This window comes from Microbacterium sp. CIAB417 (assembly GCF_022788845.1).
Genome location: NZ_JAHZUT010000001.1, coordinates 537,274 through 549,402 on the forward strand (window position 1 = coordinate 537,274; position 12,129 = coordinate 549,402).

Sequence of the window (12,129 nt, forward strand, 5' to 3'; positions counted from 1 at the left end):
GGTGTCGAGAATCCGGTTGTCCGTTCGCTGATTGCATGGGACGGTCGAGTGACCGTCTGCCGCGACAGAGAGGATCACCATGAAGTACGTCCTGATGTTCACGTCCCAGCCCGAGCTGGACCGCACTGTCTCCCCGGAGCGCAACGAGGAGCTCCTGACCGAGATCTACCGCTGGTTCGAGACCAACGCCGCCGTCATCGCGGACGGCGGGGCCGCGCTGCAGGACCCGCCCACGGCCAAGACCGTCCGTGCCGGGGACCCGTCGCCGGTGGTCGTGGACGGGCCGTTCTCGGAGGCGAAGGAGGTGATCGGGGGCTTCTCGATCATCGACGTCCCCGACATGGACGCCGCCGTCGCGCTGGCGCGCACCTGGCCGGAACTGACCCTTCCCGGCAAGGCGGTGGAGATCCGTCCGATGTTCGAGGACGAGGAGCTGTTCGCCGACGTCGCCGGAGAACAGCCGGCGCCATGAAGTACGTCCTGATGTTCGCGTCGACTCCGGCGCTGGATGCGGAGGTGGACGTCGGGGTCGCGGATGCGGTCTACCAGCGGATCTACGACTGGTTCGCCGCGAACTCCGCCGTCATCGTGTCGGGCGGAGCCGAGCTGCAACCCGTCGTCACGGCGACCACCATCCGTGCGGCGGAGGGCCGCCCGCTGGTCGTGGACGGGCCGTTCTCGGAGGCGAAGGAGGTGATCGGGGGCTTCTCGATCATCGACGTCCCCGATCTGGATGCCGCGATCGCCCTCGCGAAGACGTGGCCGGTGCTTGATCTGCCGGGGACGTCGCTGGAGATCCGGCCCGCTGTCGAGGATTACAGCCGGTTCGAGGACGACGGCGGTTCCGCGCCCGTCAACGGATCGGAAAGCGGCCAAGGACGGGCGGGGCTCGCCGGATGAGCGACCAGGCGCTCGCCGCGGCCGTCCGTGACGAAGCCGGACGCATCGTCGCGGCGCTCGCCCGATCCTTCGGGAGCTTCGACATCGCCGAGGAAGCCGTCTCCGCCGCCGTCGAGGAGGCGCTGCGCACCTGGCGGGCGAAGGGGGTGCCGCCGCGGCCGGGCGCCTGGCTCGCCGCGGCGGCACGCCACGACGCGCTGGATCGTGTGCGGCGCGAGCGGCGCTATCGCGACAAGCTCGCGCTCGTCGCCGCCGCGGATCCCGCACCCGCTGACACGGGTCCGGATGAGCGGATCCCGCTGCTGTTCGGCTGCTGCCATCCGGCGCTCGCCGCAGAGGCGCAGCTCGCGCTGTCTCTGCGTGCGGTCGTCGGCCTGACCACCCGGCAGATCGCGCGGGCGACGCTCGAGCCGGAGGCCACGGTGGCCCAGCGCATCTCTCGTGCCAAGCGCAAGATCACGACGTCAGGTATCCCGCTGAGGATCCCGGAGGGTGCCGATCTCGCTGAGCGGCTCGATGTGGTGTTGACGATGGTGAGCGTGATGTACGACACGGCTCATCTGCGCCCGGGAGAGGATGCCGGCGCCGATCGCGACGTGGCCGACGACGCGCTCTGGCTCGCGCGCGTGATCGCCGAGGCGCTGCCCGCGCATGCCGAGGCAGCGGGACTGCGGTCGCTGCTGCTGTTCCACCGCGCCCGCGAGGGCGCCAGGGCCGTCGACGGAGACCTGGTCCCGCTGCCGCGGCAGGATCGCTCCCGGTGGGATGCCGAACTGCTCGCGCAGGCGCGCGCGGAGCTGGAACGGGCCGCCGCGCTTCACCGACCGGGCCGCTGGCAGCTGCAGGCGGCGATCGCGGCCTGCCATGCTGATGCGCCCGCGTCCGCCGACACCGACTGGCCGCAGATCCTGGTGCTGTACGACCTGCTGCTCGCGCTCGACCGGTCGCCGCTGGTGCGTCTGAACCGCGCTGTCGCCCTCGGCGAGGTCGCCGGTCCCGAGGTCGCGCTGGCAGAGCTGGACGGTCTGCGCTCACGGCTCGGGGAGTACCACCTGTGGCACGCCGTCCGCGCGGAGCTGCTGCGGCGCGCCGGTCGCGTGACGGAGGCGGCTGATGCCGACCGTGAGGCGCTGGCGCACACAGCGAACGAGGCCGAGCGTCGGCTGCTCGCACGCCGCCTGGCGACCTGAGCGGCCGGGCCAGCTCCCGAGCGGGTGCCGCAGCCAAGGTCTGCACGGCTGGACCGAACGCAGGGCGACGCGTCCGCGTCCGCTCATGACGCACGGTCGTCGGTGGGCGCCTCCCCGGGCGGAGCACCGTTCGGCTCGGCACGGCTCGTCCGAGTGAGGCCCGATCCCGTACACGTCGGTCGGCTGGCGTCGTCAGCGTGTCGGTGGAGCTGCTCGGCCTGTGCGGCTGGTCGGTGTGCCAGTCAGGTGATGTCGGTCAGCGCGCTCCGGTAATACAGCAGATGCAGCAGAGACAGCCGGAGCGGCTGGTGCACGGTCCGGCCGACCCGTGCCCGCGACACCGGTCAGCTCAGCGCGTGCATGACAAGGCGCTCCAGTGTGCGGATGCCGTCGCGGGACAGGATCGATTCCAGGTGTCCCTGGATGCTGGCCAGACGAGGACCGCGCAACGCGAACACATCGCCCGTCACGGCATCCGCCGACACCTCGACGTCGCCGACGCGCGTCGTCCCCGGCGTCACACGGGCCGTGAACGTGTTGTAGAACCCGATCGACGCGTCTTCGCCGAACACCCGCACGACCTTCTGCAGGCCCTGGTGGGGGCTGTCCAGCGGGACGAGGTCGATCCCGAAGCCGTCCGCCAGGATCTGGTGGCTCAGGCAGACAGCCAGAAGCGGTCGCCGTTGCGCGCGGCGGCGCGAGACCAGCTCTCGCATCCGAGCGACGCGCGGGCTGGACTCGTCGCGCGGGTCACCAGGCCCGGGTCCGGCCACGACGAGGTCGGCGGCATCGGCATCCGACTCCGTCGTCTCGTGCCAAGCCAGAATGCGGACGTCGAGTCCGAGGTGGCGCAACTGGTGGGCGAGCATGGTGGTGAAGCGGTCCTCGGCATCCACGACGAGCGCTGTCCGCCCCGCGAACGGGCCGGAGGAGCCGTCCGACTGGGGATTCAGCCAGAACTCCGCCAGTCGCGCGTTGCGCGAGGCGAGCAGCGAGGCGACTTCGGGATCGGCGGCGAGGTCGACCGGCGCAGCCGGCGCATCGGCATCCGCTGCCTCGTCGCGGTCGATCGCGCCGATCGCCCCGAGGACGCCCGCCGCCTTGCCGTGCGTCTCGCTGACCTCGCCGTGCGGGTCGGAGTGGCGCACGAGGGTCGCTCCGACGGGAACGCGCAGCGCGCCGTCGTTCGCGTACACCGTGCGGATGAGGATCGGTGCGTCGAGGTCGTGACCGCCGTGCGCGTTCGGGGTGAACAGCGCCGCGACTCCCGAGTAGTAGCCGCGGGGCTTCTGCTCGTGGCGGCGGATGACCGTGCAGGCGTTCTGCATGGGAGAGCCGGTCACGGTCGGCGCGAACATCGTCTCGCGCAGGATGTCGCGCGGGTCGAGCCGGCTGGAACCGCGGAGCATGTACTCGGTGTGCGTCAGGCGAGACATCTGCTTGAGGTGGGGGCCGGTGATGCGCCCGCCGTCGGAGCAGACGGCGCTCATCATCTTGAGCTCCTCGTCGACGACCATGAACAGCTCCTCCGTCTCCTTCGTGGAGGAGAGGAACTCGACCAGGGACTCCTTGGTCGCGCCGCCTGCCGGATGCCGGAACGTGCCGGAGATCGGATTCATCGTGACGATGCCGTCCTGCGCCACGACGTGCGCCTCGGGGCTCGCGCCGACGAGGATCTGTCCGGGGGTGATGACGGCGAAGGTCCAGTAGGCCCCGCGCTCGTGTTCGAGAAGCGCGCGGAACCAGGTCAACGCCGCGGTGCGGTCGTCGCCTTCGAAGCGGGCGATGTAGTCGCGTCGGATGACGAAGTTCGCGCCCTCGCCTCGCCCGATCTCCTCGGCGATCACGCGCTCGACCACGGCGGCGTAGTCGTCGTCCGAGATGTCGAAGCCGGCGCCGTGCAGGGTGATCGGATCGTGCGGCAGCGACGCGATGAGCTCTTCCGCGGGGAGGTGCTCGTGGCGGTCGACGATGATGCACCGCAGCGGCGTCTCGTCCTCCCGTGCCTCGAATCCGCGTTCGCGCACCTGGCGGTACGGGACGAGCGCGAAGACCTCCTGCGGTGCCCCGCCCGCGGTGCCGTCTGAGGTGAGCGGGATGTCGGCGAGCAGGTCCACGTCGACGACCTCGCCGGTCAGCAGCTCGACGGTGTCGGCGCCGTCGCGGGCGATGAGGACGAAGGACGCGCTCGGGTCGGAGGCGAGCGGGGTGATCATCGGTGTCTCCTGAGGATCGGGCATCCGGCGCGACTCAACGAAAAGACCGCCGGCGACGGCGGTCTGGGTCGTGGGAACGCGAACACACCGCCTAGGAGGCGGGCCACCACGTGCGGTTCGCGAGCATGCGCTGAAACTATCACACTGCGTGTATCCAGCCTCGCCACGTTTCGGCCGCGTAACCTGGAGGGGTGCCAGCAGTCAATCTTGGGATGCCTCGCGTCCCCGAAGTCCTGAGCCCGCGCCGCAAGTCCCGCCAGATCAAGGTGGGCAAGGTGCTGGTCGGCGGCGACGCCCCCGTCAGCGTCCAGTCGATGACGACCACGAAGACCACCGACATCAACGGCACGCTCCAGCAGATCGCCGAGCTGACGGCGTCCGGCTGCGAGATCGTGCGCGTGGCGGTGCCGTCCCAGGATGACGCCGATGTGCTGCACATCATCGCCAAGAAGAGCCAGATCCCGGTGATCGCGGACATCCACTTCCAGCCGAAGTACGTGTTCCAGGCGATCGACGCCGGATGCGCGGCGGTGCGCGTCAACCCCGGCAACATCCGCAAGTTCGACGACCAGGTCGGCGCGATCGCCAAGGCCGCGCAGGATGCAGGAGTGTCGCTGCGCATCGGCGTGAACGCGGGCTCCCTCGACCGGCGCCTCCTCGAGAAGTACGGCAAGGCCACGCCGGAGGCGCTCGTGGAGAGCGCCGTCTGGGAAGCGTCGCTGTTCGAGGAGCACGATTTCCACGACTTCAAGATCTCCGTCAAGCACAACGACCCGATCGTGATGGTGAAGGCGTACCGGCAACTGGCCGAGCGCGGCGACTGGCCGCTGCATCTCGGCGTCACGGAGGCGGGGCCCGCCTTCCAGGGCACGATCAAGTCGGCGACGGCCTTCGGCATCCTGCTGGGCGAGGGGATCGGCGACACGATCCGCGTCTCGCTTTCGGCTCCGCCTGCGGAGGAGGTCAAGGTCGGTCACCAGATCCTGCAGGCGCTGAATCTGCGGGAGCGCAAGCTCGAGATCGTGTCGTGCCCGTCGTGCGGTCGGGCCCAGGTGGACGTGTACACGCTCGCCGAGAACGTGACGGAAGGGCTCAAGGACATGACCGTGCCGCTGCGCGTGGCTGTCATGGGCTGCGTCGTGAACGGGCCCGGTGAGGCACGGGAGGCGGACCTCGGCGTCGCATCAGGGAACGGCAAGGGGCAGATCTTCGTCAAGGGCGAGGTCATCAAGACGGTTCCGGAGGACGACATCGTGGCCACCCTGATCGAGGAGGCGAATCGCATCGCCGCCGAGATGGGTCCGGATGCTCCGCTCGGCACCGCCCAGGTCATCACGGCGTGAGACCCGCATGACGACGATCACGGTCGACGGGCTCGGCGAGCGGCACCTCGCGGCCGAGAGGGTGACGCTGACCGCGCGGGTGGCGATCGCGCATCGTGACCGACCCGAGTCGATCGCGCAGGGGACAGCGGTGCACGCCAGGCTCGCTCGCGAGGCGGCGAGTCTGCGCGAGACGGGAGCGGCCACGTGGCACTCGGTCGATCCGCTCAGCACGAACGTGCGGACCTGGACAGACAAGGACGGCCGGAAGCACCAGGATCACGTCACCGCCGGTGCGGTGCGGATCAAGCTCGGCCGGCTCGAGGTCGTGTCCGACGTCGTGGCGACGTTGAGCGCCCTGGGGGCGACCGTGTCGCCGTCCTGGGCTCTGACGGAGGCGACGAAGCTCCGGGTCACGCGGGATCTACGGGGCGTCGCGGTGCGCGATGCGCGGACGAAGGCCGACGACTTCGCGGCCGCGCTGGGCGCGGCGGTCGGTCGTGTGACGGCGATCCGAGAGGCTCAGCAGGCGGCTCCCGTGGGTGTGCGCGGGGCCGGTGGCGGGGCGCCGGATGATCTGACGATCCCCGAGATCACCGTGCGCGTCGCGGTGACCGGCGAGTACGAGACCGATTGAATCAGGAGGCCTGATGTCCGAAGCAGCACTTCCCGCGCCGGTGCAGGCGCTGGTCGACGCGATCAACGACGCGGACACGGATGCGTTCGTCTCCGCCTTTACCCCCGAGGGATTCGTGAGCGATTGGGGAACGGTCAAGGCGGGGCCGAGCGGTGTGCGCAGCTGGGCCGATTCGGATGCCATCGGGGCCGGAGCCAGGATGACGGTGCTGTCCGCCGAGACCGAGGGCGACACCACGCGGATCCGCTTCGCATGGGCGAGCCGGGTCTTCACCGGCGAGTCGGATGGAGTCTTCGTCGTGGACGGCGGCCTGGTCGCGAGCTTCACCATCCCGCCGGGGCACTGATGGACGCGACGCAGGTGGACTTCGAAGCGGTGGAATCGTCTTCCACGGTGCTCCGCGTGGAGCGGATGCCGCGGCCTCTGGTGGTCGTCGAGGAGACGCCGTTCCATCCGGTCGACCACACGTGGCCCGATCAGCCCGGAGACAGCGGGACGATCACCGGAGCCTGGGGCTCGGCCGTCGTCACGGAGGCCGTGATGGCAGCGGTCTCGGACGAGGGCGTGTTCGCGGTCGGGGAGGAGATTCCCGTGAAGCGCGGTGCGGACGGATGGACGTGGCTCGTCGGGCATGCGCTGGCGGGCGAGGTGCCGGCTGGGCTCGTCGAGGGCGCTGCGGTCACGCTGTCGGTGGATGCCGGTCGACGTGCGGGTCTGAGTCGTGGTCACACGGCGTGCCACCTGGCGTCGCTGGCGCTGGATCTGGCCGTGGCCGATCTGTGGCGCAAGGACCCGGGGGTGGACGCTCTGGGGTCTCCGGACTTCGAGGGGCGCTCCAACCAGTCCAGCCGCATCCGTGAGGACGGCGCGGTCGACGAGTATCGACTCGGGAAGAGTCTTCGCCGTGCCGGGTTCGACACCGAGTCGTTCGTGGCGACGCTTGCGGAGCGCGAGGACCGGATCAACGCGCAGCTGTCCGCGTGGGTCGCTGCGGGGGCGTCGAGTCGCGTGGTGGCGGAGGGGCCAACGATCGTGGACCGGCGGCGGTGGGAGTGCGAGCTTCCCGAGGGCGTGGCGTCGATTCCGTGCGGTGGAACGCATGTGCGTTCGTTGTCCGAGTTCACCTCGATCTCGGTGTCTCTTGATCTGTCCGACCCGCAGTTGCTGGTGATGACGACGACCGTCGTGCCGTCGCCGTAGTCGAGTCGAGTCGAGTCGGGTCGGGTCGGGTCGGGTCCGCGGACGCTGGATGTCGGCGCGCATCGAATCTGCCGGCGCCGTTGACAGCCAGGTCGTGCCCAGAGGCGGCAGAACCTTCTCGTGCTCCCGTGGACTCGCCCGGTGGCGCCGACAGGCGTGTCGTGCCCGGGAGGCGCCGGGACCCGACCCGCTTCCTCCACCACCGGTGGCAGAACCGACCGTCTTCACGCGGCGGATCGGAACCGTTTCGGCGGCGGGGCGAAGTCTGCGAAGGCGTACCGCAGATGGAGGCGTGGTGGCAGATCGTACGTCTCGCCGCTCGGATGATGGAGTACGAAGTCGTCGGTGCCGTCCCGGGTGATCCGCCATCCTCCGTTGTGGAGCTGCATGTGGTGGAAACGGCAGAGCAGAATCCCGCGATCGATGTCAGTGCGTCCGCCTCGGGACCATTCGTCGATGTGATGCGCTTCGCCGTAGGAGGCGGGGCGGTCGCAGTTCTTCCATCGGCAGCCGCCGTCGCGAATGGCGAGAGCGATGCGCTGCTTCGGTGTGAACAACCGGTGCTCGCGTCCGACCTGAAGAGGATTGCCGAGCGCATCCGCGATGATCGGCAGCGCCCCGGTGTCGCAGACCTGCTGCTCGACAGCCGACCGGGGAAGGGAGACGAGACCGTCCTCGGTGTGCGCGGACCGGTGAACGCCTTCGGCGCCGACGGTCTGCACGATGCGGACGCCGGCCTGCTTGACGCCGAACACGGTGGCGGATTCGGCAGTCGCGCCGGCATGGATCAGGTCGATCATCAGGTCGTACGCGAGTTGCTCGTTGGTGCGCGGATCCTCGATGAGTTCCTGCGCTGCCTGTCTGTCGGCTTCGTCGACGAAGCGGGGGCCGCCTCGCCGAGGTCTCAGCGCTGCGTCGTGGATACTCCGAATGAGCGCGTAGCCGTGTTCGTCGTAGACGGTCGATGAATGATGCACGCCGTCTCGGTCGGTCCACATCCGGAAGGACCGGGCGTTGTGACGTTCCTGGTACCGACGTTCGGCGCCATCGGGATCGAGCATGTCGCGCAGTGAACGCGCGGCTGATCGGAGCTCCTCCAGCGTGCGATGGGCTGATTCGGTGACGAGGTCCTCGGTGGCGACGAGCCATGCCTCGTGGACCGCTGCCGTGTCGGTCATGAGTTCCGCACCGTCCGGTGCGCCGCGCGGCGGCGCGTCCAGTCCGCGGACGATCGCGTCATGCTGCGCCGTGGAGATCCGCCCGGCGAGCAGGGCATCGTCAGCCGGAGCGTGCCAGGGGCGAGTCGGTGCATGCCCCGCCGAAGACGGCTCCTGATCCCCCGAACCGTCGACAGCAGGAGGGACGGCTGCGCCGTCCTGTGCCGGATGATCGACGGTCTCGAGGAGCGTCGAGCCGACCCGGATGCGCTGCGTCGCATCGGCCCGGGAGCCGCCGGTGAGCTCCTGCAGCAGGTCCGCGGGTTCGCGGTGCCCGCGTGACTGTGCGAGACCGCCGTGTCCGGCAGATCGATCCGAGCGTGCCGCGATGATGCCGGCGCCCAGCGTGGCCACCCTCTCGACGCACCTCGACAGGGCTGCCGCGGCGCGCATCACCTCGACGAGATCGTCGTCGCTCAACGCCCGCAGTGATCCGGCCAGCTCCTCTACCGCTGCATCTTCACCGAGCAGACACCGCAGAGCGGTGATCTGCTGGTCGATCTCGGTGAAGAAATTCATACCCTCATGATGCTGCGGGCCTCCGACATTCGAACGTGGATTCGATTCGAATCCGACGTGATCCGATAACGGATGGATAACGAGTGGCGGCTGATTGACTGTACCCATGCAGACCGTCTGGCTCAGCCGTCCCGATGCCTGCTACGGAGCGACGGAGCGGTGACGATGGCAGCGATCTCACACCAACCCGCCGACTACGACTGTCCGTTCTGCCGTCTGCAGCAGGGAGGATTCGACGAGCGGAACCAGCCGACCGACGTCGTGGCCGTCACTGAGCGCGCCTACGCCCGGATCGCGCCGAAGTGGTGGCCGGGCAATCCCGGTGCGGTGCTCGTCATTCCACGAGTGCACGTCGAGAACCTGTACGACCTCGCGCCCGAGGATGCGGCCGCGGTGTGGTCGCTGACGCAGCTCGTCGCCCGCGGCATCCGTGCGTCTTACGACTGCGCGGGCGTCTCGATCCGGCAGCACAACGAGCCGGCCGGGGGCCAGGACGTCTGGCACCTGCACGTCCACGTCTTCCCCCGGCACGAGGGAGACCGGCTGTATCAGCGTCACGACGAGGCGATGTGGGTGCCGAGCCGAGATCGCGAACCGTTCGCGCAGACATTGCGAGACATTCTGCGGCTGCCCCACGAGCTCAGCGGGTGACGAATCAGGAGGACCGTTCTCGACCCACGCCCTTCACAGCGCGAACTCCACCTCGCCCTTCGCGATGTCGGCGCGCACGAGCCGCAGCGAGACCGCGTCGCCCGGCACGGCTCCGGCGGGCAGGGGAGCGGATGCCGTGACCGCCGGCTCGGCGATCTGGACGGTGGCCCGATCCTCCCTGACCGCGATCACCGTCGCGTCGAGGCGCTCGCCGACGCGCGGCGAGAGCAGCGCCGCCTCGACGCAGTTGATCGTGTCGGCGTTCAGGCGCGATGCGCGCTGAGAGGAGGCGCGCATCAGCTCGGGCAGCTCGGCCAGCGAATCCCGGGCCCAGGCCGGGGCATCCTGCCCGTTCGAGACGGCGAGGCAGATCGCCAGCGACCAGCGATCCACGAGCCGCCTCAGGGGCGCCGTCGCGTGCGCGTACGGCGCCGCGATGGCGGCCTGCTCGATCCCGTCGGGGACGCTCCCGTCGAACACCTCGTACCCGGCTCCGCGGAACAGCGTCGATGCCGCCTCCAGCACGGGAAGGGTCAGCGGATCCGAGCGGTCCAGGCTCCGCAGGTACTCGCCGTAGCCGCCGGAGGTCCACGGCCTCCCCAGCGCCTCGGTCTGGTGCCGGAACGCGTCGAAGGCCGCGGCGTCCGGCTCCGGCATGGTGCGCAGCACGCCCACGCCGGCGTCGATCATGAGTGTCGCGGCCGCCATGCCCGTCATCAGCGACAGCTGCGCGTTCCAGTCCTCCACGGGCAGCGGGTGACGCCGGACGATCGAATACGTTCCGTCCGCAGCGCGCAGCACCTCCTCGTCCGGGACGTTCAGGCTCGCGCCACCGCGCTCGCGCTCGAGGTCCTGCCGCAGCCCGCCGATCACCGGCAGCAGTGCCGCGGGTGAGTCCTCTCCGGCGGCGAGCGCCTTCTGGACGCTCGTGTACTCCAGCTGCGCGCGGGATCGGATCAGTGCGCGTTCCAGGCGGAAGCCGTCGACGGCTCCCGCCTCGTCCAGCCTGAAAGTCCACACCAGCGCGGGGCGCTCGACGTCCGGCAGCAACGAGGCGCGGTCCTCGCTCAGCGGACGCGGGTGCAGCGGGATCGACCCGTCTGCCGCGTAGAGGGTCTGACCGCGCTCGCGCGCCGCGGCATCCAGCGCTCCACCGGGGCGGACGAACGCCGGGACGTCGGCGATCGCGTATCGCACCTCGAATCCGTTCCCGAGTCGCGCCAGATGGAACGCCTGATCGAGATCCCTCGAACCCGCGGGATCCAGCGTCGCGAACGGCACGTCCCGCAGGTCGACCTCCGGTTCCGGAGCGGTGGACTCGGATGCCTCGGCCAGCGCCTCCGGCGAGAACTCGACCGGGGCGTCCAGCGACGCGCGAAGTGCGGCGAGCGCTTCGGCGAGCTCGCTCTGCGCGACGGAAGGGGCGACATGTGCGCGACGCTGAGGCATGCTTCGAGACTAGTCAGGCCCACCCGCATCGATCGGCGTTAGCGTGGACGCATGACCGTTGCTGAGAAGGCCCAGACCCTTGTCGATCTCCACCGCGCCCCCGGTATCCTGCGCGTCGTGAACGTCTGGGACGTCGTGTCCGCCCAGGCTGTCGCCGCGCTCCCCGAGACCGCCGCCATCGCCACCGCCGGCCATTCCATCGCCGCCACGTTCGGCTATCCCGACGGAAGCATCCCGCGCGAGCTCATGCTCGACATGGTGTCGCGTATTGCCGCGGCCGTCGAGGTGCCGGTGTCGGCTGACCTCGACGACGGCTACGGGGACGCCGGTGAGACCACTCGCCTCGCGATCGCGGCGGGAGTCGTCGGCGCGAACATCGAAGACCGGCTGAAGCCCCTCGCCGAGTCGGTGGCGGATGTCGCCGCGATCGTCGCCGCGGGGGAGGCCGAGGGAATCCCGTTCGCCCTCAACGCGCGCACCGACGCGTTCGTGCGCGCCGGCGACCGTCCGGTCGCGCAGAGCATCGCCGACGCGATCGAACGCGGTCGTGCTTACCTCGACGCCGGTGCGACGACCGTGTTCGTGCCGGGCGTCCTGGACGCCGAGGTGACGGGCCAGTTGGTCGCGGGCATCGGAGAGAACCGCATCAGCGTGATCGGACTGCCCGGCGCACTGACCGCGGCGGAGTACGAGGCGCTCGGTGTCGCCCGGATCTCGTACGGTCCGATGACGCAGCGGGTCGCGCTCACGGCGCTGCAGGACCTCGCCTCCAGCCTGTACGCGGACGGAGCCATTCCCGAGGGGACCCGCGCCCTGAACTGAGCCGGA

Annotated in this window: 12 protein-coding genes; 9 read left to right on the top strand and 3 right to left on the bottom strand. The window is 70.0% G+C overall.

The window, feature by feature from the left end:
- The first annotated feature begins 79 nt into the window (after nt 1-79).
- From KYX17_RS02640 to KYX17_RS02650, 3 genes are read left to right on the top strand one after another with little or no spacing between them, the layout of a single operon-like run.
- Nucleotides 80-472: a YciI family protein gene (locus tag KYX17_RS02640; RefSeq protein WP_243224987.1), complete on the top strand. Its 393-nt coding sequence runs from the start codon at nt 80-82 to the stop codon at nt 470-472.
- Nucleotides 469-900, top strand: a complete 432-nt coding sequence (locus KYX17_RS02645; protein ID WP_243224988.1) for a YciI family protein — start codon at nt 469-471, stop codon at nt 898-900. Before KYX17_RS02640 ends, KYX17_RS02645 begins: the two co-directional genes overlap by 4 nt.
- Nucleotides 897-2,090, top strand: a complete 1,194-nt coding sequence (locus KYX17_RS02650; RefSeq protein ID WP_243224989.1) for an RNA polymerase sigma factor — start codon at nt 897-899, stop codon at nt 2,088-2,090. The genes KYX17_RS02645 and KYX17_RS02650 overlap by 4 nt, the downstream gene beginning before the upstream one ends.
- 344 nt (nt 2,091-2,434) lie before the next feature.
- Here the strand turns inward: KYX17_RS02650 and KYX17_RS02655 are convergent, their stop codons facing one another.
- Nucleotides 2,435-4,306 carry an anthranilate synthase family protein gene (locus KYX17_RS02655; protein WP_243224990.1) on the bottom strand — a complete coding sequence of 624 codons (1,872 nt, stop codon included), beginning with the start codon at nt 4,304-4,306 and terminating at the stop codon, nt 2,435-2,437.
- Between the two features lie 212 nt (nt 4,307-4,518).
- Here KYX17_RS02655 and ispG point away from each other — a divergent pair, with 212 nt between their 5' ends.
- Genes ispG through KYX17_RS02675 form a run of 4 tightly spaced genes read left to right on the top strand, consistent with a single transcriptional unit; the run spans nt 4,519 to nt 7,465 of the window.
- Nucleotides 4,519-5,649, top strand: coding sequence for a flavodoxin-dependent (E)-4-hydroxy-3-methylbut-2-enyl-diphosphate synthase (ispG, locus tag KYX17_RS02660; RefSeq protein ID WP_243224991.1), 1,131 nt, complete (start codon nt 4,519-4,521; stop codon nt 5,647-5,649).
- Between the two features lie 7 nt (nt 5,650-5,656).
- Nucleotides 5,657-6,265, top strand: a complete 609-nt coding sequence (locus tag KYX17_RS02665; protein ID WP_243224992.1) for an SIMPL domain-containing protein — start codon at nt 5,657-5,659, stop codon at nt 6,263-6,265.
- Nucleotides 6,266-6,278: 13 nt separating this feature from the next.
- A complete protein-coding gene (locus KYX17_RS02670; RefSeq protein ID WP_243224993.1) occupies nt 6,279-6,611 on the top strand; it encodes a nuclear transport factor 2 family protein in 333 nt (110 codons plus the stop codon).
- Nucleotides 6,611-7,465 carry a hypothetical protein gene (locus KYX17_RS02675; RefSeq protein ID WP_243224994.1) on the top strand — a complete coding sequence of 285 codons (855 nt, stop codon included), beginning with the start codon at nt 6,611-6,613 and terminating at the stop codon, nt 7,463-7,465. The genes KYX17_RS02670 and KYX17_RS02675 overlap by 1 nt, the downstream gene beginning before the upstream one ends.
- A 224-nt stretch (nt 7,466-7,689) precedes the next feature.
- Here the strand turns inward: KYX17_RS02675 and KYX17_RS02680 are convergent, their stop codons facing one another.
- The gene (locus tag KYX17_RS02680) at nt 7,690-9,201 is read right to left on the bottom strand and encodes an HNH endonuclease signature motif containing protein (RefSeq protein ID WP_243224995.1); all 1,512 of its coding nucleotides are present in this window, start codon (nt 9,199-9,201) and stop codon (nt 7,690-7,692) included.
- A gap of 165 nt (nt 9,202-9,366) precedes the next feature.
- Here KYX17_RS02680 and KYX17_RS02685 point away from each other — a divergent pair, with 165 nt between their 5' ends.
- Entirely contained in the window at nt 9,367-9,852 is a 486-nt protein-coding gene (locus KYX17_RS02685) for an HIT family protein (protein WP_243224996.1), read from the top strand.
- 33 nt (nt 9,853-9,885) lie between these two features.
- Here KYX17_RS02685 and KYX17_RS02690 read toward each other — a convergent pair whose 3' ends face one another.
- Nucleotides 9,886-11,301, bottom strand: a complete 1,416-nt coding sequence (locus tag KYX17_RS02690; protein ID WP_243224997.1) for an RNB domain-containing ribonuclease — start codon at nt 11,299-11,301, stop codon at nt 9,886-9,888.
- A gap of 51 nt (nt 11,302-11,352) precedes the next feature.
- Here KYX17_RS02690 and KYX17_RS02695 point away from each other — a divergent pair, with 51 nt between their 5' ends.
- Nucleotides 11,353-12,123 (top strand): isocitrate lyase/phosphoenolpyruvate mutase family protein, encoded by a 771-nt coding sequence (locus KYX17_RS02695; protein ID WP_243224998.1) that lies wholly within the window; start codon nt 11,353-11,355, stop codon nt 12,121-12,123.
- The last annotated feature ends 6 nt before the right edge of the window (nt 12,124-12,129 follow it).

Bases quoted from the DNA above. Each gene is read 5' to 3' on its own strand.
- KYX17_RS02640 (WP_243224987.1), top strand. From the start codon at position 80: ATGAAGTACGTCCTGATGTTCACGTCCCAGCCCGAGCTGGACCGCACT.
- KYX17_RS02645 (WP_243224988.1), top strand. From the start codon at position 469: ATGAAGTACGTCCTGATGTTCGCGTCGACTCCGGCGCTGGATGCGGAG.
- KYX17_RS02650 (WP_243224989.1), top strand. From the start codon at position 897: ATGAGCGACCAGGCGCTCGCCGCGGCCGTCCGTGACGAAGCCGGACGC.
- KYX17_RS02655 (WP_243224990.1), bottom strand. From the start codon at position 4,306: ATGATCACCCCGCTCGCCTCCGACCCGAGCGCGTCCTTCGTCCTCATC.
- ispG (WP_243224991.1), top strand. From the start codon at position 4,519: ATGCCTCGCGTCCCCGAAGTCCTGAGCCCGCGCCGCAAGTCCCGCCAG.
- KYX17_RS02665 (WP_243224992.1), top strand. From the start codon at position 5,657: ATGACGACGATCACGGTCGACGGGCTCGGCGAGCGGCACCTCGCGGCC.
- KYX17_RS02670 (WP_243224993.1), top strand. From the start codon at position 6,279: ATGTCCGAAGCAGCACTTCCCGCGCCGGTGCAGGCGCTGGTCGACGCG.
- KYX17_RS02675 (WP_243224994.1), top strand. From the start codon at position 6,611: ATGGACGCGACGCAGGTGGACTTCGAAGCGGTGGAATCGTCTTCCACG.
- KYX17_RS02680 (WP_243224995.1), bottom strand. From the start codon at position 9,201: ATGAATTTCTTCACCGAGATCGACCAGCAGATCACCGCTCTGCGGTGT.
- KYX17_RS02685 (WP_243224996.1), top strand. From the start codon at position 9,367: ATGGCAGCGATCTCACACCAACCCGCCGACTACGACTGTCCGTTCTGC.
- KYX17_RS02690 (WP_243224997.1), bottom strand. From the start codon at position 11,301: ATGCCTCAGCGTCGCGCACATGTCGCCCCTTCCGTCGCGCAGAGCGAG.
- KYX17_RS02695 (WP_243224998.1), top strand. From the start codon at position 11,353: ATGACCGTTGCTGAGAAGGCCCAGACCCTTGTCGATCTCCACCGCGCC.